The 24,242-nt window shown below is 73.5% G+C and carries 19 protein-coding genes; 6 read left to right on the top strand and 13 right to left on the bottom strand.

What is annotated here, in order from left to right:
* Positions 1-259: 259 nt before the first annotated feature.
* Positions 260-1,171: a glutaminase gene (locus ACGFYU_RS30975; protein WP_393830621.1), complete on the bottom strand. Its 912-nt coding sequence runs from the start codon at positions 1,169-1,171 to the stop codon at positions 260-262.
* 6 nt (positions 1,172-1,177) lie between these two features.
* Positions 1,178-1,870 carry a demethylmenaquinone methyltransferase gene (locus ACGFYU_RS30970; protein ID WP_385181201.1) on the bottom strand — a complete coding sequence of 231 codons (693 nt, stop codon included), beginning with the start codon at positions 1,868-1,870 and terminating at the stop codon, positions 1,178-1,180.
* Positions 1,871-2,087: 217 nt separating this feature from the next.
* On the opposite strand from ACGFYU_RS30970, the gene ACGFYU_RS30965 reads away from it, so the two are divergent.
* Both ACGFYU_RS30965 and ACGFYU_RS30960 read left to right on the top strand, forming a co-directional pair.
* Positions 2,088-3,005, top strand: a complete 918-nt coding sequence (locus ACGFYU_RS30965) for a DUF3152 domain-containing protein (protein WP_393830620.1) — start codon at positions 2,088-2,090, stop codon at positions 3,003-3,005.
* A 53-nt stretch (positions 3,006-3,058) separates the two neighbouring features.
* Positions 3,059-3,373 carry a response regulator transcription factor gene (locus tag ACGFYU_RS30960; protein ID WP_393830619.1) on the top strand — a complete coding sequence of 105 codons (315 nt, stop codon included), beginning with the start codon at positions 3,059-3,061 and terminating at the stop codon, positions 3,371-3,373.
* On the opposite strand, the gene ACGFYU_RS30955 is transcribed toward ACGFYU_RS30960, so the two are convergent.
* The 4 genes from ACGFYU_RS30955 to ACGFYU_RS30940 all read right to left on the bottom strand — a co-directional run bounded on the left by ACGFYU_RS30955 (position 3,339) and on the right by ACGFYU_RS30940 (position 8,361).
* Entirely contained in the window at positions 3,339-3,986 is a 648-nt protein-coding gene (locus ACGFYU_RS30955; protein WP_393830618.1) for a hypothetical protein, read from the bottom strand. The two genes, ACGFYU_RS30960 and ACGFYU_RS30955, sit on opposite strands and share 35 nt — an antisense overlap.
* An 11-nt stretch (positions 3,987-3,997) precedes the next feature.
* A complete protein-coding gene (gene mqnC, locus ACGFYU_RS30950; RefSeq protein ID WP_393830617.1) occupies positions 3,998-5,197 on the bottom strand; it encodes a cyclic dehypoxanthinyl futalosine synthase in 1,200 nt (399 codons plus the stop codon).
* A gap of 78 nt (positions 5,198-5,275) precedes the next feature.
* Complete coding sequence (locus tag ACGFYU_RS30945) at positions 5,276-7,216, bottom strand: serine/threonine-protein kinase (RefSeq protein ID WP_393830616.1); 1,941 nt, start codon at positions 7,214-7,216, stop codon at positions 5,276-5,278.
* 281 nt (positions 7,217-7,497) lie between these two features.
* The gene (locus tag ACGFYU_RS30940) at positions 7,498-8,361 is read right to left on the bottom strand and encodes a menaquinone biosynthetic enzyme MqnA/MqnD family protein (protein ID WP_393830615.1); all 864 of its coding nucleotides are present in this window, start codon (positions 8,359-8,361) and stop codon (positions 7,498-7,500) included.
* 237 nt (positions 8,362-8,598) lie between these two features.
* Between ACGFYU_RS30940 and ACGFYU_RS30935 the strand changes: the two genes are divergently transcribed.
* Positions 8,599-8,802 (top strand): cold-shock protein, encoded by a 204-nt coding sequence (locus ACGFYU_RS30935; RefSeq protein ID WP_030012116.1) that lies wholly within the window; start codon positions 8,599-8,601, stop codon positions 8,800-8,802.
* 274 nt (positions 8,803-9,076) lie between these two features.
* Here the strand turns inward: ACGFYU_RS30935 and ACGFYU_RS30930 are convergent, their stop codons facing one another.
* Positions 9,077-10,750: a lytic transglycosylase domain-containing protein gene (locus ACGFYU_RS30930; protein ID WP_393830614.1), complete on the bottom strand. Its 1,674-nt coding sequence runs from the start codon at positions 10,748-10,750 to the stop codon at positions 9,077-9,079.
* A gap of 263 nt (positions 10,751-11,013) precedes the next feature.
* The gene (locus tag ACGFYU_RS30925; RefSeq protein ID WP_393830613.1) at positions 11,014-12,210 is read right to left on the bottom strand and encodes a hypothetical protein; all 1,197 of its coding nucleotides are present in this window, start codon (positions 12,208-12,210) and stop codon (positions 11,014-11,016) included.
* 314 nt (positions 12,211-12,524) lie between these two features.
* Here ACGFYU_RS30925 and ACGFYU_RS30920 point away from each other — a divergent pair, with 314 nt between their 5' ends.
* Complete coding sequence (locus tag ACGFYU_RS30920) at positions 12,525-14,396, top strand: kelch repeat-containing protein (protein WP_393830612.1); 1,872 nt, start codon at positions 12,525-12,527, stop codon at positions 14,394-14,396.
* A gap of 192 nt (positions 14,397-14,588) precedes the next feature.
* Here the strand turns inward: ACGFYU_RS30920 and ACGFYU_RS30915 are convergent, their stop codons facing one another.
* Positions 14,589-15,566 (bottom strand): transaldolase family protein, encoded by a 978-nt coding sequence (locus ACGFYU_RS30915; RefSeq protein ID WP_393830611.1) that lies wholly within the window; start codon positions 15,564-15,566, stop codon positions 14,589-14,591.
* 81 nt (positions 15,567-15,647) lie between these two features.
* Positions 15,648-17,384, bottom strand: a complete 1,737-nt coding sequence (locus ACGFYU_RS30910; RefSeq protein ID WP_393830610.1) for an AMP-dependent synthetase/ligase — start codon at positions 17,382-17,384, stop codon at positions 15,648-15,650.
* Between the two features lie 140 nt (positions 17,385-17,524).
* Between ACGFYU_RS30910 and ACGFYU_RS30905 the strand changes: the two genes are divergently transcribed.
* A complete protein-coding gene (locus ACGFYU_RS30905) occupies positions 17,525-18,535 on the top strand; it encodes an AraC family transcriptional regulator (protein ID WP_393830609.1) in 1,011 nt (336 codons plus the stop codon).
* A 219-nt stretch (positions 18,536-18,754) separates the two neighbouring features.
* On the top strand, positions 18,755-19,900 hold the full coding sequence (locus ACGFYU_RS30900; protein ID WP_393830608.1) for a lipase family protein: 1,146 nt from the start codon (positions 18,755-18,757) through the stop codon (positions 19,898-19,900).
* Positions 19,901-19,908: 8 nt separating this feature from the next.
* Here the strand turns inward: ACGFYU_RS30900 and ACGFYU_RS30895 are convergent, their stop codons facing one another.
* From ACGFYU_RS30895 to ACGFYU_RS30885, 3 genes are all read right to left on the bottom strand, one after another.
* Positions 19,909-21,255 carry an alpha/beta hydrolase gene (locus ACGFYU_RS30895; RefSeq protein ID WP_393830607.1) on the bottom strand — a complete coding sequence of 449 codons (1,347 nt, stop codon included), beginning with the start codon at positions 21,253-21,255 and terminating at the stop codon, positions 19,909-19,911.
* A 395-nt stretch (positions 21,256-21,650) separates the two neighbouring features.
* The gene (locus tag ACGFYU_RS30890) at positions 21,651-23,549 is read right to left on the bottom strand and encodes an AMP-dependent synthetase/ligase (protein WP_393830606.1); all 1,899 of its coding nucleotides are present in this window, start codon (positions 23,547-23,549) and stop codon (positions 21,651-21,653) included.
* Positions 23,550-23,774: 225 nt separating this feature from the next.
* A complete protein-coding gene (locus ACGFYU_RS30885) occupies positions 23,775-24,233 on the bottom strand; it encodes a hypothetical protein (protein WP_393830605.1) in 459 nt (152 codons plus the stop codon).
* Positions 24,234-24,242: the final 9 nt, after the last annotated feature.

Raw genomic sequence — 24,242 nt, 5'->3', positions numbered from 1 at the left:
GAGCGAAGCGAAATCGCGAAGCGACGCGACGCAGGAGCGCCCTTGAGGGACCGGCCCGACACGGAAGGACGATGGGACAGCCGGGAAACCCCCAAACCTTCCCTGATTCCGCCCAGCTGAGGTCCCGACCACACCCGGCCCCGCCCCACAGGACGGCCGGGTCCGCCCCAGCACCGAGGGGGCGGGTGGGCAACCACCGCCCCGGAGACGGGAGCTAGGGGGGTGAAAGCCCCGCACCCGCGTGAGCCCGTACGCCCCCCTAGAACACCGACAACCCCGTCAACGTCGTGAAGCGGTCCAGGGCCGCCACGCCCGCGACCGAGTTGCCCTGGGCGTCGAGGCCCGGGCTCCAGACCGCCACCGCGCACTGGCCGGGGACGACCGCGACGATGCCGCCGCCGACCCCGCTCTTGCCCGGCAGCCCGACGCGGTAAGCGAACTCCCCCGCCGCGTCGTACGTCCCGCACGTCAGCATCACCGCGTTGATCTGCTTCGCCTCGCTCCGCGTCAGCAGCCGCGTCCCGTCCGCCCGCACCCCGTGCCGCGCCAGGAACAACCCCGCCCGCGCCAGATCCGCGCAGGTCATCTCGATGGAGCACTGCCAGAAGTAGTGGTCCAGCAGCGCCGGTACCGGGTTGTCGATGTTCCCGTACGAGGCCATGAAGTGGGCGACGGCGGCGTTCCGGTCGCCGTGCTCGTGCTCCGAGGCCGCGACCTCCGCGTCGAAGGCGATGTCCGGGTTCCCGCTCTCCTCCCGCAGGAACCTCAGCACCTCGCTGCTCGCGTCACCCGTCAGCGTCTGCAGCCGGTCGGTGACGACGAGCGCGCCCGCGTTGATGAACGGGTTGCGCGGGATGCCGTTCTCGTACTCCAGCTGCACCAGCGAGTTGAACGGGTTGCCCGACGGCTCCCGCCCCACCCGCTCCCACAGGCTGTCCCCGCCCTCCGCCAGCGCGAGCGCCAGCGCGAAGACCTTGGTGATGGACTGGGTGGAGAAGGGGACCTGCCAGTCCCCGACCCCGAAGACGTTGCCGTCGAGGTCGACGATCGCCATCCCGAACCGCCGCCGCTCCACGGACGCCAGCGCCGGGATGTACTCGGCGGGCGTGCCGCTGCCGATCAGCGGGGCGATGTCCTCGGCGACCTGCTCCAGCAGCGTCTGGTAGTCCACCGGGGGCTACTGCTTCGTGCCGCGGTGCAGCGCCACGATGCCGCCGCTCAGGTTGCGCCAGGCGACCTTGCCCCAGCCGGCCTTCTGGAGCAGCGCGGCCAGCGCGGGCTGGTCGGGCCACTCGCGGATGGACTCGGCGAGGTACACGTACGCGTCGGGGTTGGAGGAGACGGCCCGGGCCACGGGCGGCAGGGCCCGCATCAGGTACTCCGTGTACACGGTCCGGAAGGGGGCCCACGTCGGCTGCGAGAACTCGCAGATGACGACCTGCCCGCCGGGCTTGGTCACCCGGTACAGCTCGCGCAGCGCGGCATCGGTGTCCTGGACGTTGCGCAGCCCGAAGGAGATGGTGACCGTGTCGAAGACGCCGTCCTTGAAGGGGAGCTTCGTCGCGTCGCCGGCGGTCAGCGGCAGCCACGGGTTGCGTTTCTTGCCCTCCCGCAGCATGCCGAGCGAGAAGTCGCAGGGGACGACGTACGCGCCGGTGGCGGCGAAGGGCAGCGAGGAGGTCGCGGTCCCCGCGGCCAGGTCGAGGACGTGCTGTCCGGGGCGCGCGCCGACCGCCTTGGCGACCTCCTTGCGCCACAGCCGGGCCTGGCCGAGGGAGAGGACGTCGTTGGTGAGGTCGTAGTTGGCCGCGACCCCGTCGAACATGGAGGCGACTTCGTGCGGCTGCTTGTCCAGGGAAGCGCGGGTCACTGGCGTTCGCCCCTCGGTGTGTAAATGCGGATCGACCGGTACGGGCCCATCCTCTCAGGCCCGCACCCGTCCCCCCGTACTGGCCCGAAGGACAGTTGCCGCCGGGGCCCCCGGGCGCGTTGACTGGGGCGGGTGCGGCGCCCGGTGACGGTCACCCGCCGGATCGCGGACCTGACCAGCCGGATCCGTGGCGGCCGCCCCGAACAAAGGGTTCACGATGCCGGCAGGCCATAACACCGGCCACTCCCGTACGAGCCCGCGCGCCCGGCGCCGGGCCGAGCGGCGCAGGCGGCTGCGGCGCACGATCATCCTCGGCTCGGTGGCGCTCGTCGCCGCCTCGGCGACCGCCTACGCGATGGTGCCCGGGGACGAGCCCGCGAACGTCGCGGACGGCCGGACGGCGGTCCGGCCGGAGCAGTCGCAGGACGGGCACCACTCCGGGGGTTCGGACGCGGCCCCGCAGGGCGGCAAGAAGTCCCCCTCCCCGGCCGCCTCCTCCCCCGCGCCCTCCAAGCCGGCCACCGCCCCGCCCACCCCCTCCCCCGGCGGCTCGACCACTCCGGCCACGCCCGTCTCCGGATCCGGCACCTTCAAGGCCTCCGCCACGTCCGGCAGCCCCCAGGGCAAGGGGACGGTGCGCCGCTGGCGGATCGAGGTCGAGGAGGGCAGCGGCGTGGACCCGGACTCTGCCGCCCGTTCCGTCGAGGCGATCCTCGCGGACCCGCGCGGCTGGACCAGGGACCCGGCGTACGCCTTCCAGCTCGCGGGACCGGGCCAGCCGGTGGACTTCACCGTGAAGATCGCGACGCCCACGACCACCGACCGCCTGTGCGAGGTGGTCACCCCCGAGCTGATCGGCGAGACCAACTGCCGTGCCGGGCACACCGTCGTGGTCAACCTCAAGCGCTGGCAGGAGGGATCGCCGCAGTTCAGCGGGCCGGTGGAGGAGTACCGGGCGCTGATCGTCAACCACGAGGTCGGGCACGAGATCGGCCGCGACCACGAGACCTGCCCCGGCCCGGGCAAGCCCGCGCCCGCGATGATGCAGCAGATCAAGGGGCTGCTCGGCTGCAAGTCGAACGCCTGGCCGTTCGACGCGAACGGAACTTATCTGTCCGGCCCGAGCGTCCCTTAGGCGGGAGAGCCGGCCCACGGAAGGAGCCGGCCGGGGGTCTGGGAGTGGAAACCGTGCGCGTCGTCAGCTTCAGCGTCCCCGCGTGGTTCCCCTCGTACGACGCCCAGGTGCCTCCGGAGGCCCAGCTCACCGAGCAGGAGTCCGCGGTGTTCCTGTGCCTGGCCACCGGCGCGTCCAACGCGGAGCTCGCCGCCGAGCTGCAACTGTCCGTCAGCACGGTCAAGTTCCACGTCGTCAACATACGGGCGAAGCTGGGCGGGATCAGCCGCCTCCAGGCCTGCCTCCTCGCTGCCCTCGCCCGCCAGAGCGGCTCCACCCCTCCGGACGACTCCCTCAGCGGCGGCGGTGCAGCAGCCGGCCCCCGATGACGGTGGCCACGCAGCTGGTCGCGCCCCGCGCCGCCAGCTCCCCCGCGTCCGCCACGGCGAAGACCGCGAAGCGGGCCGGAGCGCCCGCTTCCAGCACCCCGTAGAAGGCCTCCTCGGCCGCGCCCCGCCCGGCGAACGGGTCCAGGGAGGGCGTCGTCGGCGTCGAGGCCGCCGGGGGCAGCACGGTGAGCCCCGAGCGGACCACAGCCGTCCGCACCGCCGGGATCGTGAAGCGGCCGGTGACCGCCACCACCCCGCGGGCGAGGAGCTTCTGGGTGCCCCGCCGGGCGCTGTTGCCCCACCGCGCCTCGGTCATCTTCAGCTCCTCCAGCTCCGCCGCCCCGCTGATCGGGTCGGTGCCGAGCTCGGTGACCTCGTACGGGTCGTCGGGGTAGTACGTCCGCTCCAGCAGCACGTCCCCGCCGCGCACCAGCAGCCCCGGGGTGAGCACCCCCGGCCAGCGGCGGGCCCGCGCGTGCGGGTACGCCGCGGCGAGGTCCGCGAACGGCCCCACTCCGGCGATCCGGTCGCCCTCGACGAGGACCGCGCCCCCGGGCAGGGGCGCGGAACCGGGCCCGGCGACGAGGAGTTCGGCGGTGTGCAGCGTCAGCATCGTCGGCCGGGTCAGTTCGTGGAGATGAGCTTCAGCTCGGGGTGCGCGGTGCCGCCTTCGATGGCGGTGGAGGAGATGTGCGAGACGACGCGGTCGTCGACCGGGTCGTTCGCCGGGTCGTCGTGGACCAGCAGGTGCTCGTACGTGGTCGCGCGCTGCGCCGGGGTGCGGCCCGCCTTGCGGATCAGGTCGATGATCTCCTGGCGGTTGGAGCGGTGCTTGGCACCGGCCGAGGAGACGACGTTCTCCTCCAGCATGATCGAGCCGAGGTCGTCCGCGCCGTAGTGCAGCGAGAGCTGGCCCGCCTCCTTGCCGACGGTGAGCCAGGAGCCCTGGATGTGGGCGATGTTGTCGAGGAAGAGGCGCGCGATCGCGATCATGCGCAGGTACTCGAAGATCGTCGCCTGGGTGCGGCCCTTGAGGTGGTTGTTCTCGGGCTGGTAGGTGTACGGGATGAAGGCGCGGAAGCCGCCGGTACGGTCCTGGGTGTCCCGGATCATCGCGATGTGCTCGATGCGCTCGGCGTTGGTCTCGCCGGTGCCCATCAGCATGGTGGAGGTGGACTCCACGCCCAGCCTGTGGGCGATCTCCATGATCTCCAGCCAGCGCTCGCCGGACTCCTTGAGCGGGGCGATCGCCTTGCGCGGGCGCTCCGGCAGCAGTTCGGCGCCGGCGCCGGCGAAGGAGTCGAGACCGGCGGCGTGGATGCGCTGGATGGCCTCCTCCGCGGAGACGCCCGAGATGCGGGCCATGTGCTCGACCTCGGACGCGCCGAGGGAGTGGATGACCAGCTGCGGGAAGGCCTTCTTGATGGCGGAGAAGTGGTGCTCGTAGTACTCGACGCCGTAGTCCGGGTGGTGCCCGCCCTGGAACATGACCTGCGTGCCGCCGAGCTCCACGGTCTCCGCGCAGCGGCGCAGGATGTCGTCGAGGTCCCGGGACCAGCCCTTCTTCGTGTCCTTGGGGGCCGCGTAGAAGGCACAGAACTTGCACGCCGTGACGCACACGTTCGTGTAGTTGATGTTCCGCTCGATGATGTACGTGGCGATGTGCTCGGTGCCGGCGTAGCGGCGGCGGCGCACCGCGTCGGCGGCCTGGCCGAGCGCGTGCAGGGGCGCGTGGCGGTAGAGGTCGAGCGCCTCTTCCTTGGTGATCCGGCCCCCCGCGGCGGCGCGGTCGAGGACAGACTGGAGAACGGCCTGGTCGGTCACCGGTGAGTCACCCTTCGGCGGTGTGTCTGTGTCAAGGTCCGGACCGATCCAGCCTACGCCAGGGCCTGGCGGTCGATTTCAGGGGCTACGGGTGAGGTCTCCCTCGGGGTTTCCGGCCGGGCTGTCGCCCGACTTGTAGTGCAGGGTGCCGTTGGGGTTGAGGGTGAACCGCTCGTCGGCGGAGCCGTTGGAGCAGATGCCGGGGGCCGGGTTGGGGCCGCCCGCGGTGTCCAGGACCAGCGAGCGGTCGGTGGCGGAGGCGAGCTTCCAGTCGCCGCTGCAGTCGGTGCCGAGGACGGCCAGGATCGACTTGTCCCGGGCGACGACCTCGCCGACCTTGCCGCCCTTGATGGTGATCTCGAACTCCGAGGAGACGCCGAGGCGGCCGGTGGTGACGGTGCCCTTCCAGGTGCCGATGAGCTCCTTGGGCACGTCGGTACGGGTTCCGCTCGCGCTCGGGGCCGCCGAGGAGGGGGTGGCCGCAGCCGACGGGGTGGCTCCCTTCGGGGGCGCCGAGGTCTGCGGGCCGCTTTCGGCCGTGTCCCGGCGCCCGCCGCCCTGGCCGGGCAGCAGGTCCATCCCGTACAGCCCGCCGGACAGCAGCGCGAGGACCGCCGCCGCGGCGAGCACGAGCGTGCAGCTGAAGCGGCGGCCCGCGGCGCGGACCGTGAGCTGCCGCCCGTCGGGGGCGGTGCGGGGCTGCGGGACTCCGCCGCCCACCGTCCCTGCCGGGCTTCCGTACGGGCCCGCCGTCCCGTCCGGTGCTCCGGCGCCGTCCACCGGCGGCGGCCCGTAGGGCCCGTAAGCACCGTACGGGCCGCCCGTGGCGGAAGCTGCGCCCGGCGGGACGGCTCCGCCGTGGGCGCCCGCACCTCCGCCCACCGGCCCGGTCGGGGCCCCGTACGCCCCGGCGCCGGCGGTGCCGGGAGAGCCGTACGGGCCAGCCGGGGACGGGCCCTGGCCGCCGTAGGAGGGGTCGGGCCTCCCGAAGCCGACGCCCGCCGGGCCCCCGTGCGACCCGGAGGTGAAGGGCACCGGCCCGGACGCGGCGTCCGGAACCCCCGCGCCGGCCCCGGCGGCCGCCCACGGGGCACCGGCGGAGCCGCCCACAGCGGAGCCTCCCCCGGAGGGATCGGCGTCCAGGTCGAGCAGGGCCACCGCGGCGCGGCTGGCCTCCTCGACCAGGGGTGCGGGCAGCCAGCCGGGTGCGCCCAGGGCGCCGCCGAGGGCCGCGGCCAAGGCCTCGGGGGTCGGGCGGTCGGCGGCCGTCTTGGCCAGGCAGGCCTCGATCAGCCCGCGCAGCTCCCCGGCCGGGACCGCGCCCAGCTCGGGCGGCTCGTGGACGACCTTGTAGAGGAGGGTCGCCGAGTTGTCCCCGGTGAAGGGCGGCCGCCCCGTCGCCGCGAAGGCCAGGACGGCCCCGAGCGAGAACACGTCGGCCGCCGCGGTGACGCCCTTGCCGAGGATCTGCTCGGGGGACATGTAGCCCGGCGAGCCGACGGAGACCCCGGTGGAGGTGAGCGAGGCCGTGCCGTCCGTGGCCCGGGCGATCCCGAAGTCGATCAGCCGGGGCCCGTCGAGGGTCAGCATCACGTTGGACGGCTTCACGTCCCGGTGTACGAGTCCCAGCCCGTGCACGGCCACCAGGGCGCGGGCCAGACCCGCGCCGATGGCCCGTACCGAGGCCTCGGGGAGCGGCCCGTGCGCGGCCAGCGCGCGGTCCAGGGAGGGCCCCGCCACGTACCCGGTGGCCACCCACGGCACCGGAGCCTCGGGGTCCGCGTCGAGGACGGGCGCGGTCCACTCGCCGCCCACCCGCCGGGCGGCCTCGACCTCGCGGCGGAACCGGGCCCGGAACTCCTCGTCGGCCGCGAAGTGCGGGTGCACGATCTTGACGGCGACGGTCCGGCCGCCCGCACTGCGCCCCAGGTAGACCCGGCCCATCCCGCCGGCGCCGAGCCGGCCGAGCAGCCGGTACGCGCCGATGGTCCGCGGTTCGCCGGCTTCCAGCGGCTGCATCCCGTCCCCCCATCGCCCGGTTTCCCGGGCCCCTCGTCCCACCTGGCCAAGCAGCACAGTAGGGGCTCCGCGGGCGGGCCGGGCCGGAAGCCGGGTGGATCGACTGGCCGGGTCCGGCGGCGCCCCGCTCCTCGGCGGGCGCCCGGGCGGGCCCCGTATTCCCGTTTCGCATTCCGGGCGGGTGACGGGAATGCGAAAAGGAGGGGAATTCAGGGGGGACGGCGCATCCCGTCATTCCCGGATCTTCCAGGGCCTCCCCGCTCTGCCGCCGGGCATTCCGATCAGTGCTCCGCGGCGGCCACGCCCAGGAGCTCGACGGAGACGTCCTCGGGATAGCCGGTCGTGGCCCCCGTACGGCGCGCGAATTCCCTTACGCCGGCCAGTTGTTCGTGGCCGAAGCGGAAGTCGAGCGTCGTGAAGTACCGCTCCAGCAGGTCCGCGTCGAAGGCCTCCCAGCGGGCCGCCTGCTCGGCGACCTTGGACACCTCTTCGAGGGACAGGTCCCGGGAGGAGAGGAAGGCCTCGTGGACCTCGCGCACGACCTGGGGCTCGCGGGCGAGGTAGTCCTTGCGGGCGGCCCAGACGGCGAAGACGAACGGCAGCCCGGTCCACTCCTTCCACATCTGCCCCAGGTCGTGCACGGCCAGGCCGAGCCGGGGGGCGTCGTGGAGCGAGGCGCGCAGGGCGGCGTCGCCGATCAGCACGGCCGCGTCCGCCTCCTGCATCATCAGGCCCAGGTCGGGCGGGCAGGTGTAGTAGTCGGGCCGGACCCCGTACCGCTCGGAAAGCAGCAGCTGGGCGAGGCGTACGGACGTACGGGAGGTCGAGCCGAGGGCGACCCGGGCGCCGTCGAGCCGCTCCAGCGGGACCTGCGAGACGATCACGCAGGACATGACGGGGCCGTCGCAGCCGACCGCGAGGTCGGGGAAGGCGACGAGCTGATCGGCATTGCGGAGGAATTCGACGAGGGTGATCGGGGCGATGTCGAGGTCCCCCCGGACGAGGCTCTCGCTCAGCTTCTCGGGGCTGTCCTTGGTCAGCTCCAGGTCCAGCAGCGTGCCGGTACGGGCGAGCCCCCAGTAGAGGGGCAGGCAGTTCAGGAACTGGATGTGGCCGACGCGGGGCCGGCTGCGATAGACGTCCACATCGCGAGACTAGTCCCCGGGTCGCCGTCAGCCTTCCGGCGGGTCTCAAACGTCCGAGTGACGTGATCTTTCCCTCTGGTCTCGGCCGCAGGGTGCGTGCTAGGCTCGACGCAAGTTGCAGTTTGGTTTCCCTTGCAGTACGAGGCCTGCGGAGAATGTGACCCGCAGGCTTTTGTAGTTTTCAGACTTCTTAGCAGGTTCTGGAGCAGGGCGACCCTTTGGCCCATAGGAGGGCTCATGGCTACCGGAACCGTGAAGTGGTTCAACGCTGAAAAGGGCTTCGGCTTCATCGCCCAGGACGGCGGCGGCCCGGATGTCTTCGTCCACTACTCCGCGATCAACGCCTCTGGCTTCCGCTCCCTCGAGGAGAACCAGACGGTGAACTTCGACGTCACGCAGGGTCCGAAGGGCCCGCAGGCGGAGAACGTCACCCCGGCCTAATCGCCTGGGCCAACCTTAATCGCGGTTGGATAGCAGTACCCAAGGAGCCCTGTCACCTCTGCGCGAGCAGAGCGGCAGGGCTCCTGCCTTTTCCCTCCCGGGTGGGGTGGCGGGTACGACGCGGCCGCCCCGACACCGTGCGAACGGTGCCGGGGCGGCCGCGTTGTGCGGGCGGACCCGGGTCGGGGCGGACCCGGGTCCGGGGCGGAGCCCTGCGCCGGGGCCCGCCGCCCCGGGGGGGTGCCTTACGGCTCGGACAGGCCCGGCGGGAGCCTTACGGCTGGGGTCGGGTCGTGAGGTCCGGGGCCGGGGTGGCGGTGGGGGTCGTGATCTTGATGTCCAGGATCAGGGTGACCTTCTGCGGCGTGGTCAGGCGCAGGGAGTACGTCCCCGCGGGGAGGTCCGCGTCGGTGAAGAGCTCCGGCAGGACGATCTTGCCGTCGGCGCCCGTCCCGGGCAGCGGGAGGCTGAAGATCTTCTTGCCGTTCTCGTCCTTGAAGTACGGGCCCTTCGCGGTCGCCGGGTCCACCGGGACCCACTTCCCGTCCTTGTCCTGCACCACCAGCTCGGCGACGGTCTCCGTGCCCTCGACGGCCTTGCCGCCGGCCGTGGCGAGGACCTCGACGCCCGTGATGCCCGTTCCGGCGACCGCCTCCAGCGGCTTCGCGCCGTCCGGGCGGGCCAGCCTGTCCGCGACCGGCTTGGGGGTGACCCTGCCGGTGACCTTCAGCGTGAAGCCGCCGGTCTTGTCGTACGCCGAGATCCGCAGGGTGAAGGTGCCGCCCTGGGCGCCCGCCCTGAGCCCGGGCGCGACCGCGGTGCCGTCGGCGCCCGTCTTGATCGCCACGGACTTCTCCACGGACTGCGTCGAGGGCTTCCCGAAGCCGGTCCCGCCGGTGCTGTCCTCCTCGACCGTGAAGACGACCTCCTGCCCGACAGCGGGCTTGCCGTCGCTCAGGACCGCCTTGACCTTCGGGGTCTCGGCGAAGTCCGCGCCAACCTCGGCCGTGAGCCCGGAGCCGGCGAGCAGCGTCAGATCGGACAGCCGCGGGGCCGGCGTCGGGGTCGGCGTCGGGGTCGGGGTGGGCGTCGGCGTCGGGGTGGGCGTCGGCCTCGGGTTCTGCGGCTGGGGGCGCGGGGTCGGCAGGCCGCTGCTCGGCGGCTGGGTCGGGTAGTTGCCCGCGGGCGGGTTCGGCACCTCGGTGGCCCCGGCCTGGTACTGCCGCATGTAGCCGAGCACGGTGTTCACGTACTCGCGCGAGTTGTTGTAGCTGAGGATCGCCGAGTCGAGCTTGGCCGCGACCGACAGGTCCCGGTCGCCCGCGCACAGGTAGAGGCCCGCGCCCAGCGCCGCGTCGTAGATGTTGTTCGGGTCCCGCTTGCCGTCGCCGTTGCCGTCGGCGCCCCAGGTCCGCCAGGTGGAGGGGATGAACTGGAGCGGGCCGATGGCCCGGTCGTATTCGGTGTCCGCGTCCCACTCGCCCTTGTCGGTGTCGCGGATCTCCGCGAAGCCGTTGCCGTCGAGGCGGGGGCCGCGGATCGGCTTCTCGGTGGAGCCGTCGGCCTTGAGCCCGTAGCCCGAGGCGTGGACGGACTCCACCCGGCCTATGCCCGCGAGCAGCTGCCAGGGCAGCTTGCAGTTGGGGAGCGCGGCGGCCACCGACAGCTCGGCACGCTTGTAGGCGTCGAGGGCGGTCCCGGGTATGCCGCTGGCCCCCTCCGGGGCTGTGGCCCCGGCGGCGGGCGGATCGGCGACCGCGCCGGGCAGGTCCAGCCGGGCGTCACCGCGGTCGGTGGCCTGCGGGCTGTCCGGGGTCGGTTCGGACTCCCCCGCGTCGGCGGTCGACGGATGGGTCACGACCGCGGCAGTGGTCAGGCTGGCCGCGAGGGCGGCCGTGCACAGGACCTTGCGCGAGGTGTTGACGAGGTGACGGTGAAGCGGCTTCACAGTGCGGCGATCCCCCCAGGAGCCGTTCAAAGGCGTGCGGCCGGTCGGGCCGTGAATATCCACTGTCTATCAGGTATTCGGACGCGACTTGCCGTCCCCCCGGCAGATGTGACGCACCATTCGTCTCGGCTTCACCCCGGTCTCACGGCAGAACGGACAGAGGACGCAAGCCCTTGTCCGCATTGCCCCTGTAGCGGACGAAGTGGTCGACGCCCCGCCGGCGGTCGCGTGGTGCCGGCGGGGCGGGCGAGCGGGGACTGCGGCTACCAGTAGATGACGACGTACCCGTCGCCGCCGCGGTGGCCGGGGGCACCGGCCTGGCCGGGGGCTCCGGGGTAGCGGGAGCCGAGGCCGCCCGCTCCGCCGTCGCCGCCGGCCGCGGCGCCGGCCGCGAGGCCGACGATGCCGTCGGGGTTGGCCCCGCCGCTGCCGTCCGGGTTGCCGTTGCCGCCGGAGCGGTTCACTCCGCCCGTGGAGCAGGAGCCGTTGCCGCCGACGCCCGGGGTGCCCGGCGTGCCGTTCACGGCACTCCCGCCGCCTCCGCCGCCGCCACCGGTGCCGCCGGTGGCGGAGAGCAGCACGCGGTTGGTCGACGACTTGGTCAGGGTCGTGGTGCTCCCGGAGGTGCCGGCCGTGCCGTCGCTGCCGGGCGCCCCGCCGGCTCCCCCGGCGCCGCCGTTGCCGTTGCCCCCGCCTTCGCCGACGTCCACCCCGTAGGTGGACAGCGGGGTCACCTTGATGAGGCACCAGGTGAAGCCACCGCCGCCACCGCCACCGCCCGTGCCCCCGGATCCGGCGCGCTGGACGGCGCCGTGACCGCCGCTGCCACCGCCGGAAGGTCGCGCGCCGTCGGTGCCGTTGCCGGTGCCGGTGCCGTTGGTGGTGCCGCCACCGCCGTTGGTGGGCCGCGGAAGACTGCCACCTCCGCCACCGCCACCACCGCCACCGCCGGCGCCCCACGCCTGGACGAAGACCTGGGTGACGCCGGCCGGCGGGGTGAAGGTGTTGTCGGCGGTGAACTGCAGCAGGCCGTGCGGAACGGGGGCCGGGGTCGGAGCCGGTGACGGCGCCGTGTCCTTGCCGCTGCCGTTGCCGCTCCCGCTGCCGTTCCCGTTGCCGTTGCCGCTCCAGTTGCCGCTGCCGTTGCCGTTGCCGCTGCCGCTGCCGTTGCCGTTCCAGTTGCCGTTGCCGCTGTTGCCGTTCCCATTGCCGTTCGACGTGCCGGACGGCCGCCCCGTGCCGGACGGCCGCCCGTTGTCGGACGGCCGCTGCTTCACTGTGCCGGACGGCTTCTTCGCGCCGTGGTTGCCCGGCGGCGGCTTGGGCCCTTCCGCGGAGGCGGCCGGGGCGACCGCCATCAACTGGCCGGTCAGGGCCGCCGCGGCGGCCACGGAGGCGAGCAGGACCCGGGACCGAACCCGGGGCCGTCCGGCCGTCACCTTCTGATGGTTCAGGTTCATGACTTCCTTCCCGCCGACGCCGAGGGCTGCCGCGGAGTACGAGCGGAGTGCGATGGGACGGTGCGTGGGCCTCCACGCGACGCCCATCCGACCTGCCCGCGGCTCGGCGATCACGCTGGCAGGGCCGATGCCGTGACCTGGTCAGGTGAGTAGTTCATCTGACCGGACCAACCGTCAGGGGGTGGGGGCGGTCGGGCGTTCGTGCATTCAGCCGCAACAGTGAGCGATCGTCACATAACCATATGTAACTTCGGAATGCCCCATTCCAGCCGCGGCGGCTCGCGCCCCGGCACGCCAGAAGAGAGGTGCGCGCGATGAGGCGCATTCCGCGAAGCGACCAAGGGGAGTCCCCGCCGGGCCGGACCAGGCGTACGGGCTGGCGACGGCTCGCCGTACTGGCCCTGGCCCCGATGCTCGCCCTGTCGGCCACAGCGGCGACCGCCCAGGGGGTGTGGGTGACGGCCCCGAACATGCCGACGGCGCGGAACCTGGTGGCGAGTGCGGCCGCGAAGTGTCCGGAGGGGCTGCGCGGCACCTGCGTGTACGCCATCGGCGGCGCGAACGCCCACACCGCCGCCCTCACCAACTTCGAGGCGTACAGCCCGGCCGCCGGCACCTGGGCCACCCTGCCGCCTCTGAGGAAGCCCCGCGCCGGCGTCGCCGCCACGACGGCTCCCTGCCCCGGCGGGGTGAAGGGCAGCTGCGTCTACGCCCTCGGCGGCGCCGACGTCTCAGCCACGCCCACGGACACCGCGGAGGCGTACAGCACGGAGACCAACACCTGGCTGACCCTGAAACACCTGCCGACCAGGCGCCTGAACGCGGCGGCGGCCACGGCGCCGTGCCCCCACGGACTGGGGCGGCGGGACACCTGCGTGTACGTCTTCGGCGGCGCCGACGGTGACAGCCTCGACAAGGTGGAGGCGTACAGCCCCGCCACCAACACCTGGGCCACCCTGCCCCCACTTCAGGAGGCCCGCAGCGGCCACGGCGGCGCGGCCGCGCCCTGTCCCGGCGAGCTGGACCTCCGAGGTACGTGCGTGTACGCCATCAGCGGCGTCGGCAACGACTTGCTCTCCACGGTGGAGGTGTACAGCCCCGTCCTCAACGGGTGGCAGTACGCGGCCGAGATCCCGACCCCTCGCATCACCTTCGGCACGGCGGCAGCCCCCTGCCCCCAGGGCATCCGCAACGGATGTGTCTACACCGCGGGCGGCACCACCGGCGCCGGCTCCTACCACGACACGTTCGAGGCGTACTCCCCGGCCATGAACGCATGGGTGACACTGCCCAAGCTCCCCACACCTCGCCTGGCGCTGGGCGCGGCAGCGGCGCACTGCCCCAAGAACAGGCACAGCAAATGCGTGTACGTCGTCGGCGGCACCGCCCCCACCACCGAGGACTGCGGCGCGCCCACGGCGGTCACCGAGGCCTTCGCGATCGAACGGGCGCACGCCCAGCACAAGCCCAGGCCGAAGCAGGAGGCCAAGCCCGGCAACCCGGCCCATTCCCACCCCGGGAAGGAGCACGGCAAGGAGCACGGCAGCTGGCCCGGCAAGGCACCCGGGAAGGAACCCGGCAAGGAGCACGGCAAGGAACCCGGCAACCAGCCGGGGAAGGAGCACGGCAAGGAGCCCGGCAAGGAGCACGGCAGCTGGTCCGGGAAGGAACCCGGCAAGGAGCCCGGCAAGGAGCACGGCAGCTGGTCCGGGAAGGAACCCGGCAAGGAGCCCGGCAAGGAGCACGGCAAGGAGCACGGCAAGGAGCACGGCAAGGAGCACGGCAAGCAGCCCGGCAAGGAGCACGGCAAGCAGCCCGGCAAGGAGCACGGCAGCTGGTCCGGGAAGGAACCCGGCAAGGAGCACGGCAAGGAGCACGGCAAGGAGCCCGGGAAGGAGCCCGGCAAGGAACCCGGCAACTGGTCGGGCGACCAGCGCTGCACTCAGCCCGGCAAGGAGCACGGCAAGGAGCACGGCAGCTGGTCCGGGAAGGAACCCGGGAAGGAACCCGGCAAGGAACCCGGCAAGGAACCCGGCAGCCAGCCCACGCCTCCGAACGACTCCGCCGCCGACCTCCCTTCCGACCCAGCGGTCAACCCCGGCGAGGAGTTCCCGATCGACCCGCCGGCCGACGCCCCGCAGGAGCCTGAGTGGTCGCAGGAGCCACAGACCAACCCCGCCCCGTGAGGCGCGCGTGATACCCGCTCGGGTCGGCGCCGCGCGGCGCCGACCCGGATCGGCCGACCGGGTGGGACAGGGGCCGTTCGGCCATCACACTCCGCAACCATCAGGCCTTCTCGATCGAGCGCGGGCACGCCGAGCACAAACCGAAGCCCAAGCCCAATCCCGAGCCGAAGCCCGGTTCCTGAGCCCCCCGCCTCAGGTCCCGAGCACCCAGTCCCGCTGGAGGCGGGCGAGTGCGCCCGTCTCCAGCGCCGTGGCCACGTCCGCCATGCGGATCCCGAGCGCTTCGAGGGCGTCCAGCGCGCCCCGCCCCTCCGCGTGCGCGTTCAGCAGCGTGTCCCCCCGCAACTTCACGTACCGCGCGGCGGTTTCGAACACCTCGGGCGTGGCGGCCTGCGCCGTGTTCCACCCCACGAGCGCGCCCACGTGCCGGGGTCCCGTCGCCGTCCACAGCAGCCCGGGCGGCATGGCGCCCGCGGCGCGCAGGACCCGCCACCAGTCGCTGCCGAGCCGCTGCTCCCGTACCCGGTAGATCTGCCGGGCCACCGCGAGGGCCGCCGTACCGCGCGCCGCAGCCGCCGGCATCCCCCGTACGGGCAGTGCCGCGAGGCGCGCGTTCACCTCCGCATCGAGCAGTCCCACCGGTACCGAGGCCGTGGCGACGATCTCCACGAGGGGCAGTCCGGCCATGAACGCCCGCTCCAGGCCCAGGAGAACGGCGTCCAGCACCTCCTCGTACCGCTCGACCGAGAAGACCAGGTCCGCGTCCACGCCGATGCCGATCGCCAGGCACTCCTCCAGGGCGACGAGGCCGGCCGCCGTCGCGGGAATGCGCATCAGCACGTTCGCCCGGCCCACCTCGTTCCGCACCGAACGGGCCGCCTCGATCAGGGCGTTCGCGTCGTGCGCGTACCGGGGGTCCACCGGCACCGACACCCGCCCGTGGACGCCCTCGCTGGCGTGGAAGACGTCCCGCAGCGCGTCGCAGCACCGGCGGACGGCGGCCGACGAGGCTACGGGGGCCACGACACCCTGGAGGAACGCCGCGCCCACGCCCGCCGGATCGGCCTGCGCCCCGGCGAGCAGCTCCACCCCGCTCACGTCGGCCAGCCAGGGCGACACGCCCTCGGCCGCCAACTGTTTCAGCAGCCCCACGGCCACTCGGCTCAACATGTCCCGAGCGTAGGCAGCCCCTACCGCCGCTTCACAGGTCCGATCTGCGTCAATGTCAAGTCGGCTCCTTTCACCCCCTCTTCACCCCCTGTAGAGGTCCTCGATCTCCCGCGCGTACCGCTCCGCCACCGCCTTGCGGCGCAGTTTCAGCGTCGGGGTCAGGGTGCCCGCGTCGATCGTGAAGTCCTCGTCCAGGATGTGGAAGGCGCGGATCCGGGCCGGGCGGGAGACCGTGGCGTTGGCCTCCGTCACCGCCGCCTCGACCAGGGCGCGGACCGCCGGATGGGCGGCGGGGAGCGGCCCCGGGTCGAGGCCCTCGCGGGCCGCCCAGGCGGTGATCTCCTCCGTGTCCAGGGTGATCAGGGCCACCGGGTGCGGGCGGCGGTCGCCGATGAGGACCGCGCGGGAGACGTAGCGGGAGCGCTGGACGGCGAACTCGACCTCCGTGGGGGTGATGTTCTTGCCCGCCGAGGTGATGATCAGCTCCTTCTTGCGGCCGGTGATCGTGAGGTACCCGTCGGCGTCCAGTGCGCCCAGGTCGCCGGTGTGGAGCCAGCCTTCGGGGTCGAGGGCGTCCGCCGTGGCCGCCGTGTTGGCGTGGTAGCCCGGGAAGACCATCGGGCCGCGGGCCAGTACCTCGCCGTCCTGCGCGATGCGCACCTCGCAGCCGTCGATGGGCCGGCCGACCGTGCCGTGGCGCACCGCTCCGGGGTGGTTGAGGGAGATGACCCCGCCCGACTCGGTCATCCCGTACCCCTCGAACACCGAGATCCCGCAGGCCCGCAGGAAGTCCAGGGTCGCCGGGGCGATCGGGGCGCCGCCGGTCAGCGCCCACTTCAACCGGCCCCCGAACGCGCCCCGGACCAGGGAGTAGAGGGCCTTGTCCGCGGCCTCGTACTCCTCCCGCAGGGATTCCGGCAGCCGGCCCTCCGCCGCCAGCACGCCCAGCCGTACCGCCTCCTCGAAGCGATCGCGGCCGCCCTCCCCCGCCTCGGCCAGCGTGAGCACCACCGAGTGGAGCTTCTCGAACAGGCGGGGCACGGACGGCAGATGGGTGGGCCGTACGGTGCCCAGCTCCGCCAGCACGTCCTCGATCCGGCCCCCGTAATAGCAGAGCTCCCCGCCCTCCAGCAGCGTGGTGAACTGGATCAGCTGGGCCAGCAGGTGCGCGAGCGGCAGGTAGAGGTACGTGGAGTCGCCCGGGCCGCCGCTGATCAGCGGGAGGGTCGCGTCCTGGATGGCGCCCAGGTTGCCGTGGGTGAGGCGGCAGCCCTTGGGCAGGCCCGTGGTGCCCGAGGTGTAGACGATCGACGCGTCGTCGGCGGGGGTGACGGCCGCCGCCCGGGCGCGGAGTTCGGCCTCCGGTGCCGGGTCCGGCAGGGCCCCCAGCTCGTCCATCAGGACCACCGCCCGCAGCGCCGGCAGCTTCGCCCGCAGCCCGTCGATCCGGGCCGCCTGCGCCGCGTCGTCGCACACCACGGCCACCGCCTCCGAGTCGGACAGCACCCAGGCGACCTCCTCGTCCCCCGCCGTCGGGTACACGGGCACGAGGACCGCGCCGGCCGCCAGCACCCCGAAGTGCGTGTACGTCCACCGCGGCCGGGTCTCCGCGAGTACGGCCACCCGTTCCCCGGCGGTGACGCCCAGTCCGAGCAGCGCCCGCCCGACGGCCCGCACCTCCGCGCCGAGTTCGGCGTACGTGCGCGTCTCCCACGCTCCGTCCGGGCACCGGAACCGGAGGGCCGTCTCCGTCCCGTACCGCTCCTCGGTCCACTGGGTGAAGCGCGCCAGCGTGCTCGGCCGAGCGTCGACGTCCATCGCATGCCCTCCCGGGAGTTGGTGACCCCCGACGCTAGGCAGCCCGCGCAGCCCGGCGGCATGACCGGAAGCGTCACCCGCGCTGGCCGCAGCGCTCATACCGGTATCGCGCGGCGGCGCGGAGGGCTACCGTCTGACCCATGGGGAGGCGGACGGTCACCGTGCACCACGTGCGTGCCGTGCTGGCGGGGGCCCGCGGCAGCGGGATCGACACCGTGCCGCTGCTCCAGGAGGCGCAGATCCCGCCGCTGCTGCTGGGCGACGACCGGGCCCGGGTCACGCCGGCGCAGTTCGCCCGCCTCTTCCGGGCGCTGTACCGGGTCACGCAGGACGAGTTCCTGGGCCTCGGCGCGGTCCCGAGCCGCCCCGGCACCTTCGCGATGATGTGCTACGCCTCGCTCGGCTGCAGCGACCTGGGCGCGGCGACGCGGCGGGCGGCCGCCTTCTACGGGCTGTTCCCCGGCGGCCCTGAGCTGGCGCTGGAGGTGGCGGGCGACGAAGCCCGCTTCACGGTGCGCAACGACTTCGCCCGTGACGAGGAACGCTTCCTCACCGAATGCGTCCTGGCCATCTGGCACCGCCTGAGCAGCTGGCTGGTGGGCCGGCGGATCCCCCTGACCCACGCCGGGTTCGCCTATCCCCCGCCGCCGCACAAGGACGAGTACGCCCTCCTCTTCGACTGCCCGGTCCGCTTCGGGGAGGCGCTGACCGGCGCCGCGTTCGACGCGCGCTGGCTGACGGCTCCCCTCGTACGGGACGAGGCCGCGCTCGACGCGATGCTGCGCCGGGCCCCCTTCGACCTCCTCTCCCGGCCGGAGTACGGGACCACGGTCGCGGAACAGGTCCGCCGCACCCTGACCCAGCGGCTGCGCACCTCGCCGCGGCTGCCCGCACTCGGGGAGGTGGCGGCGCTGCTCGCGGTGTCCCCGGCGACGCTGCGGCGCCGGCTCCAGCAGGAGGGCACCTCCTTCCAGCAGCTGAAGGACCACGTCCGCCGGGACGCGGCCATCGCGGGCCTCGCCGAAAGCGGCGAACCGATCGCGGAACTCGCGGCCCGCCTGGGCTTCTCGGAGGACACGGCCTTCCACCGCGCCTTCCGCCGCTGGACGGGCACGACCCCGGGCGCCTACCGGGTCGCCTCCGGCGGGTAGCACCCCCCGAACACGCAGGTGCGGCTGCCGGCCCGCGGCTGACCCTCGCGGGCCCGCTCGGCCGCACCACATCCAGCCCCGCCGGCGGCCCCGGGCACCGGGCACGGCTGCCGCCCCCGGCCAGGAAAGGTGAGCTGTGCGGTCAGCGACCTTCTGACCGGTCGGTCACTACCTTCGCCTCACCTACCCCCACACGGACCGTCCTTGGGAGAGCCGCCCATGCGAATCCGCAGCACCGCCCTCGCCACCGCCGCCACGGCGCTGGCCCTCGCCGCCTCGATCCCCGCCTCCGCCGCGCAAGCGGACGTGGCCCCCGGCGACATCGTCAGCAGCGCCCCCTCCGCCTTCCACCCCCTCCCCGGCCAGCCCACCAACACCAAGGCCTGGAAGATCCACTACCGCTCCACCACCGCCGACGGCGCCCCCAACGTCGTCTCCGGCACCGTGATCGTCCCGCAGGACGGCCGCACCGGCCCGCGCCCACTCATCACGTACGCCGTCGGCACCGTCGGCATGGGCGACTCCTGCGCCCCGAGCAACAACCTCCCGTACGGCACCGCCATGGAGGCCAACCTCATCCAGCAGCTCACCCTGCGCGGCTGGGCCGTGGTCGTCACCGACTACGAGGGCCTCGGCACCCCCGGCGTCCACACCTACACCGTGGGCCCCTCCGCCGGGCACGCCATGCTCGACGCCGCTCGCGCCGCCACCCGCCTGCCCGAGGCCGGGCTCACGGCGGACACGCCCGTCGGGATCATGGGCTACTCCCAGGGCGGCCAGGCCTCCAGCTGGGCCGCCGAGCTGCAGGGCTCGTACGCCCCCGAGCTGAAGGTCAAGGGCACGGCGACCGGCGGGGTCCCCGCCGACCTGATGAAGGTGGCCGAGTTCAACAACGGCTCCTACGGTTCCGGCCTCATCTTCATGGCGGCCGCCGGCCAGGACGCGGCCTTCCCCGAGCTCAAGCTGGACTCCTACCTCAATCCGGCCGGCAAGGCCCTGGTCGCCGGCATGAAGGAGAACTGCGTCGCCATCGACGCCATCGCCGGCTCCTTCAAGCGGATCTCCGACCTCACCACCCGCGACCCGCTCGCCCAGCCCGACTGGCAGGCCCGGCTGAACCAGAGCCGCCTCGGGCGGACCGCCCCGGCCGCGCCGGTGTACCAGTACCACGCGCTCGGCGACGAGTTGATCCCGTACGGGGTGGGCCGCCAGCTGCGCTCCGACTGGTGCGCGAAGGGCGCGAACCTCGAATTCGACACCATCTGGGTCGGCGAGCACGTCAGCGGTGTGATCACCCACTCCCTGGCGGTCGGGAACTGGCTCGCGGACCGCTTCGCCGGCCGCCCCACCCACGCCAACTGCTAGCGGGCCGCTCACTCCCCGGCGGGACAGGACCGCGTCCCGCCGGGCAGCCGCCCGTCGACGAGGAAGCGGTCCACGTACTCGCGCACGCAGGGCGAGACGGTGTAGCCGGTGTGCCCGTCGCCCTTGTAGTCCACGACGACCGCCGAGCCGAGCCGCTTCGCCGTCTCCTCCGTCCACTCGTACGGGGTCGCCGGATCGCCCCGGGTGCCGACCAGCATCATGCGCGGGGCGCCCGGGCGGTCGATCTTCCGGATGAAGTCGCTGCCGGCGGGGCGCCCGTAGCAGGCGAGCACCGTCATCAGCTGACGCGGCCCGAAGATCTTCGATGCCGCGAGGAACTCGCCTTCCAGACCGCTCAGTTCCTTCGCGATGGCGGCCGGGGAGGCCTTCTCGTTGGACCGGTCCGGGTCGTCCGCGCAGTTCACGGCGGCGAGGGCGGCGTCCCCGTTGTCGGCGGGCACGCTGCTGGGACCGTCGAAGCCCTGGTCGCTGTCGGGGCCCGTCGGGCCGCCGAGCTGGAGCAGCCCCACCGGGTCGTGGTTCCGCTCGGCCAGCGCCAGCGCCTCCGCGAGGTCGGGCCACATGCTCTTCGCGTACAGGGCGCTGCCGATGGCCCCGACGGCGTCCTGCCCGGTCACGTAAGAGCCGTCGTCGCCGATCAGCGGGTTCCTGTCGAGCCGCGCCACGAGGGCGTCGACCTTCTCCTTGGCGGTGCGGGTGTTGGTCCCGTACACGCAGCCCGGCCGGTGGGCGCACCAGGCCAGGAAACGGTCCAGCGCCCGCTGCTGCCCGCGCGCCGATACGAGTGCCTGCTCGGCCAGCGGTTCGGTGAGGGTGTCGACGCCGTCGAGGACCATGCGGCCGGTCTTCCCGGGGAACTGGGCGGCGTACACGGCGCCGAGCCGGGTGCCGTAGGAGAAGCCGAGGAAGTTGAGCTTGCGATCGCCCAGGGCCTGGCGGATCAGGTCCATGTCGCGCGAGACGTTCACGGTCCCGACGTACGGGAGCACGGGCCCGGAGGCCAGCTCGCAGCGCCGGGCCACCGCGCGCAGGGCGGCGAGCTGCGAGGCGGCGTCGTCGCCCACGTCGTCACCGGTCTCCTGGGAGCCGCCGCAGGAGATCGGCTCGCTGTGGCCGACGCCGCGGGGGTCGAAGGCGACGAGGTCGTAGCGCTCGCCGAGGTCGGCGAAGAGGGCGGGGTCGGCGGCGAGGCCCGCCATGCCGGGGGCGCCGGGGCCGCCGAAGTTCAGGACGAGCGAGCCGAGGCGGCGCTTGCCGTCGGTGGCCGGTATCCGGGCGAGGGAGAGGGTGACGCTGCCCTTGGCGGGGGCGGCGTGGTCGAGCGGCACCTGCACGGTCCCGCACCGCATCCCGGCGGGCACGGGCGCCTCGGGACAGGGCCCCCACCGGATCCCGGCGGGGCGGGGCGCGGCGGCGGGGTCCGGTGCGGCCCCGAGCCCCGCGAGTACCAGCGCACAGGCGACCCCGACAACGCGAATCCGACGACGGGAACGGTGCACGACACCCTCCTCGGGCGACCCCCCGAACCGTCCCCCCACGATAGACGCGCCCCACCACCAGCGCCCGCCGACCACCTGGGGCTCCGCAGCTACAGGACGGCGGGGGCCAAATCCAGCCCCTCCGGCGTTTGAGGAGCTGGGGGTCCCCCCGGACGAAGTCTGGGGGAGGGTCCGGGGGCTGGCCCCCGGCAAAGGCGCCGCACCGGCACGTCCAGCCCCGACCCGGAGGGTCACGGCTCGCGCGGCCCCCGGTAGAGCGCGTCGATCTGTTCGGCGTAGTCGCGCAGGATCGCGCCCCGCTTCAGCTTCAGGGACGGGGTGAGGTGGCCCCGCGCCTCCGTGAAGTCGGCCGGCAGGACCTCGAAGCGGCGGATCGACTCCGCCCGGGACACCAGCCGGTTCGCCTCGTCCACCGCCCGCTGCAGCTCGGCCCGCAGGGCCTCGTCCCGCACCAGCTCCCTCATCGGCACCCCGGTCTTCTTGTGCATGGCCCGCCAGTGCGCCAGCCCGTCCGGCTCCAGGGTGATCAGCGCCGCGATGTACGGCCGGTTGTCGCCGATCACCATGCACTGTCCGACCAGCGGGTGGGCCCGCAGCCAGTCCTCCAGCGGGGCCGGGGCCACGTTCTTGCCGCCGGAGGTGATGATCAGGTCCTTCTTGCGGCCGGTGATCGTGAGGTACCCGTCGGCGTCGAGTTCCCCGATGTCGCCGGTGGCCAGCCAGCCGCCCGGCGGGACGGCCTGGGCCGTGTTCCAGTAGCCCGCGAAGACGTGCCGCCCGCCCAGCAGCACCTCCCCGTCGTCGGCGATCCGCACCGCCGTGCCCGGGAGCGGCCAGCCCACCGTCCCGAGGCGGGGCCGCTGCGGCGGGGTCACGGTGCTCGCGCCGGTCGTCTCCGTGAGCCCGTAGCCCTCGAAGACCTCGATTCCGGCGCCGGTGTAGAACGCGGCGAGCCTGCGCCCCAGCGGGGATCCGCCGCTCAGGATGTACCGGACGCGGCCGCCGAGCGCGGCCCGGATGCGGCGGTAGACGAGCGGTTCGTACAGCGCCCGCGCGGCACGCAGCCCGAGCCCCGGCCGCTTGCCCTCGACGCGCTCCCCGATGCGCCGGGCGATGCGGGCGGCCCGGTCGAAGGAGGAGGCCCGGCCCATCGTCTCGGCGGTGGCGCGCCCGGTGTTGTAGACCTTCTCCAGGACGTACGGGATGGCGAGGAGGAAGGTCGGCCGGAAGCCGGCGAGGTCGGCGAGGAGCTCCTCGGTACGGATGCTGGGCGCGTGCCCGAGCTTGACGCGGGCCCGCAGGCAGCCGACGGCCACCATCCGCCCGAAGACGTGCGACAGCGGCAGGAACAGCAGCGTGGAGGCCGGGTCCTTGCTCACCGATTTGAAGACCGGGTGCAGCAGCTCCACCGCGTTGTCGACCTCGGCGAAGAAGTTGCCGTGGGTGATGACGCACCCCTTGGGCTGCCCGGTGGTGCCGGACGTGTAGATCAGGGTCGCGACGGATTCCGGCGTACGGGCGGCCAGCCGCTGGTGGACCACCGCGTCGGGCAGGTGCTCCCCGGCCTTGACCAGCCGGGCCACCGCGCCCGTGTCGAATTCCCACAGGTGCGCCAGCCAGGGCAGGTTGATCCGCTCGGCGCTGACGAGGCGGGCCTGCGCGGTGTCCTCGACGGCGCAGGCGACGGCGCCGGAGTCGTGGATGATCCAGCGCGCCTGGAGCGCCGAGGAGGTCGGGTAGATGGGCACGGTGACCAGGCCCGCGGCCCATCCGGCGAAGTCCAGCAGGGTCCACTCGTAGGTGGTCCGCGCCATGATCGCCAGCCGGTCCCCCTCGCGCAGCCCCTCGGCGATGAGCCCCTTGGCGACGGCGAGCACCTCGGCCGCGAACTCGGCGGCCGTGACGTCCCGCCAGGCCCCGTCGCGCTCCTTGCGGGCGAGTACGGGCTCGCCGGGGGCCTCGCGGGCGTTGTCGAAGGGGATGTCCCCGAGGGAGCCCCGCCCGGGCACCGCCGCCAGCGCGGGCACCCGTACCTCGCGCACGCGCCCGTCGATCACGGTCTTCACGGGCTCGACAGCGACGGGCTTCGGGGGCTGTGTGGCCTTGACCAGGCTCGATTCGGCTGCCACGGCGCGCTCTCCTCGCTTGGACGCAGTGTTACCGCCGGTAATCTACGGACCGGCGACCGCTCCTGAACACCCCCTGGAACCCTTCTTCACGGACGCTCCACGCGGCCCCCCACCCCGGCGGGGCGGAAGCGCGTGAACCGCTTTCGGCCGCGACGTCGACGACGCGAAGCGCGTGGCGGCCGCGGCCCAGGCGGCATCGGCGAACCTGCCGCCCCCGCCGCGGCCCTAGAACGCCCCCGACTGGTAGACGAACGCCACACTCGCGGCCAGCAGCACACCACCGCCGATCAGCCCGGCCCGCCGCCGCGCCGGATGGGCACAGAACGCGACCAGGGCCGGGCTCAGCGCCGTGCACCCGATGGTCAGGACCGAGGGCTGGGGGACGTCGCGCCCGCCGAGGAGCGGAAGGACCTGGAGGGTCCAGGCCTGGAGGACGAAGGCGGCCGGGACCGTCGCCTTCAACGGCCGTACGTTCAGCACGCGCAGGGCCAGCCACAGGACCGGTACGGCCAGCACCACCCACAGCCCGATGGCGACGAGCGGGTAGGGGGTGACGCAGAACGACACGCTGTCCGCGCAGCTCCGCGCGTCCTCGTCGAAGCCCCACTGCCAGAGCACCATCGCCAGCCAGCCCGTACCCGCACCGGCGACCGCGCTCCCCACCACCCCGTAGATCTTGTTCATGCGCCCGAG

This window comes from Streptomyces sp. NPDC048337 (assembly GCF_043201175.1).
GTDB lineage: Bacteria > Actinomycetota > Actinomycetes > Streptomycetales > Streptomycetaceae > Streptomyces.
This window is presented reverse-complemented; position numbering and strand designations above follow the sequence as displayed.

What these genes read in the sequence shown, in the direction of transcription:
- ACGFYU_RS30965 (WP_393830620.1), top strand. Translation starts at nt 2,088, where the DNA reads ATGCCGGCAGGCCATAACACCGGCCACTCCCGTACGAGCCCGCGCGCC.
- ACGFYU_RS30955 (WP_393830618.1), bottom strand. Translation starts at nt 3,986, where the DNA reads ATGCTGACGCTGCACACCGCCGAACTCCTCGTCGCCGGGCCCGGTTCC.
- ACGFYU_RS30945 (WP_393830616.1), bottom strand. Translation starts at nt 7,216, where the DNA reads ATGCAGCCGCTGGAAGCCGGCGAACCGCGGACCATCGGCGCGTACCGG.
- ACGFYU_RS30935 (WP_030012116.1), top strand. Translation starts at nt 8,599, where the DNA reads ATGGCTACCGGAACCGTGAAGTGGTTCAACGCTGAAAAGGGCTTCGGC.
- ACGFYU_RS30925 (WP_393830613.1), bottom strand. Translation starts at nt 12,210, where the DNA reads ATGAACCTGAACCATCAGAAGGTGACGGCCGGACGGCCCCGGGTTCGG.
- ACGFYU_RS30920 (WP_393830612.1), top strand. Translation starts at nt 12,525, where the DNA reads ATGAGGCGCATTCCGCGAAGCGACCAAGGGGAGTCCCCGCCGGGCCGG.
- ACGFYU_RS30915 (WP_393830611.1), bottom strand. Translation starts at nt 15,566, where the DNA reads ATGTTGAGCCGAGTGGCCGTGGGGCTGCTGAAACAGTTGGCGGCCGAG.
- ACGFYU_RS30910 (WP_393830610.1), bottom strand. Translation starts at nt 17,384, where the DNA reads ATGGACGTCGACGCTCGGCCGAGCACGCTGGCGCGCTTCACCCAGTGG.
- ACGFYU_RS30905 (WP_393830609.1), top strand. Translation starts at nt 17,525, where the DNA reads ATGGGGAGGCGGACGGTCACCGTGCACCACGTGCGTGCCGTGCTGGCG.
- ACGFYU_RS30900 (WP_393830608.1), top strand. Translation starts at nt 18,755, where the DNA reads ATGCGAATCCGCAGCACCGCCCTCGCCACCGCCGCCACGGCGCTGGCC.
- ACGFYU_RS30885 (WP_393830605.1), bottom strand. Translation starts at nt 24,233, where the DNA reads ATGAACAAGATCTACGGGGTGGTGGGGAGCGCGGTCGCCGGTGCGGGT.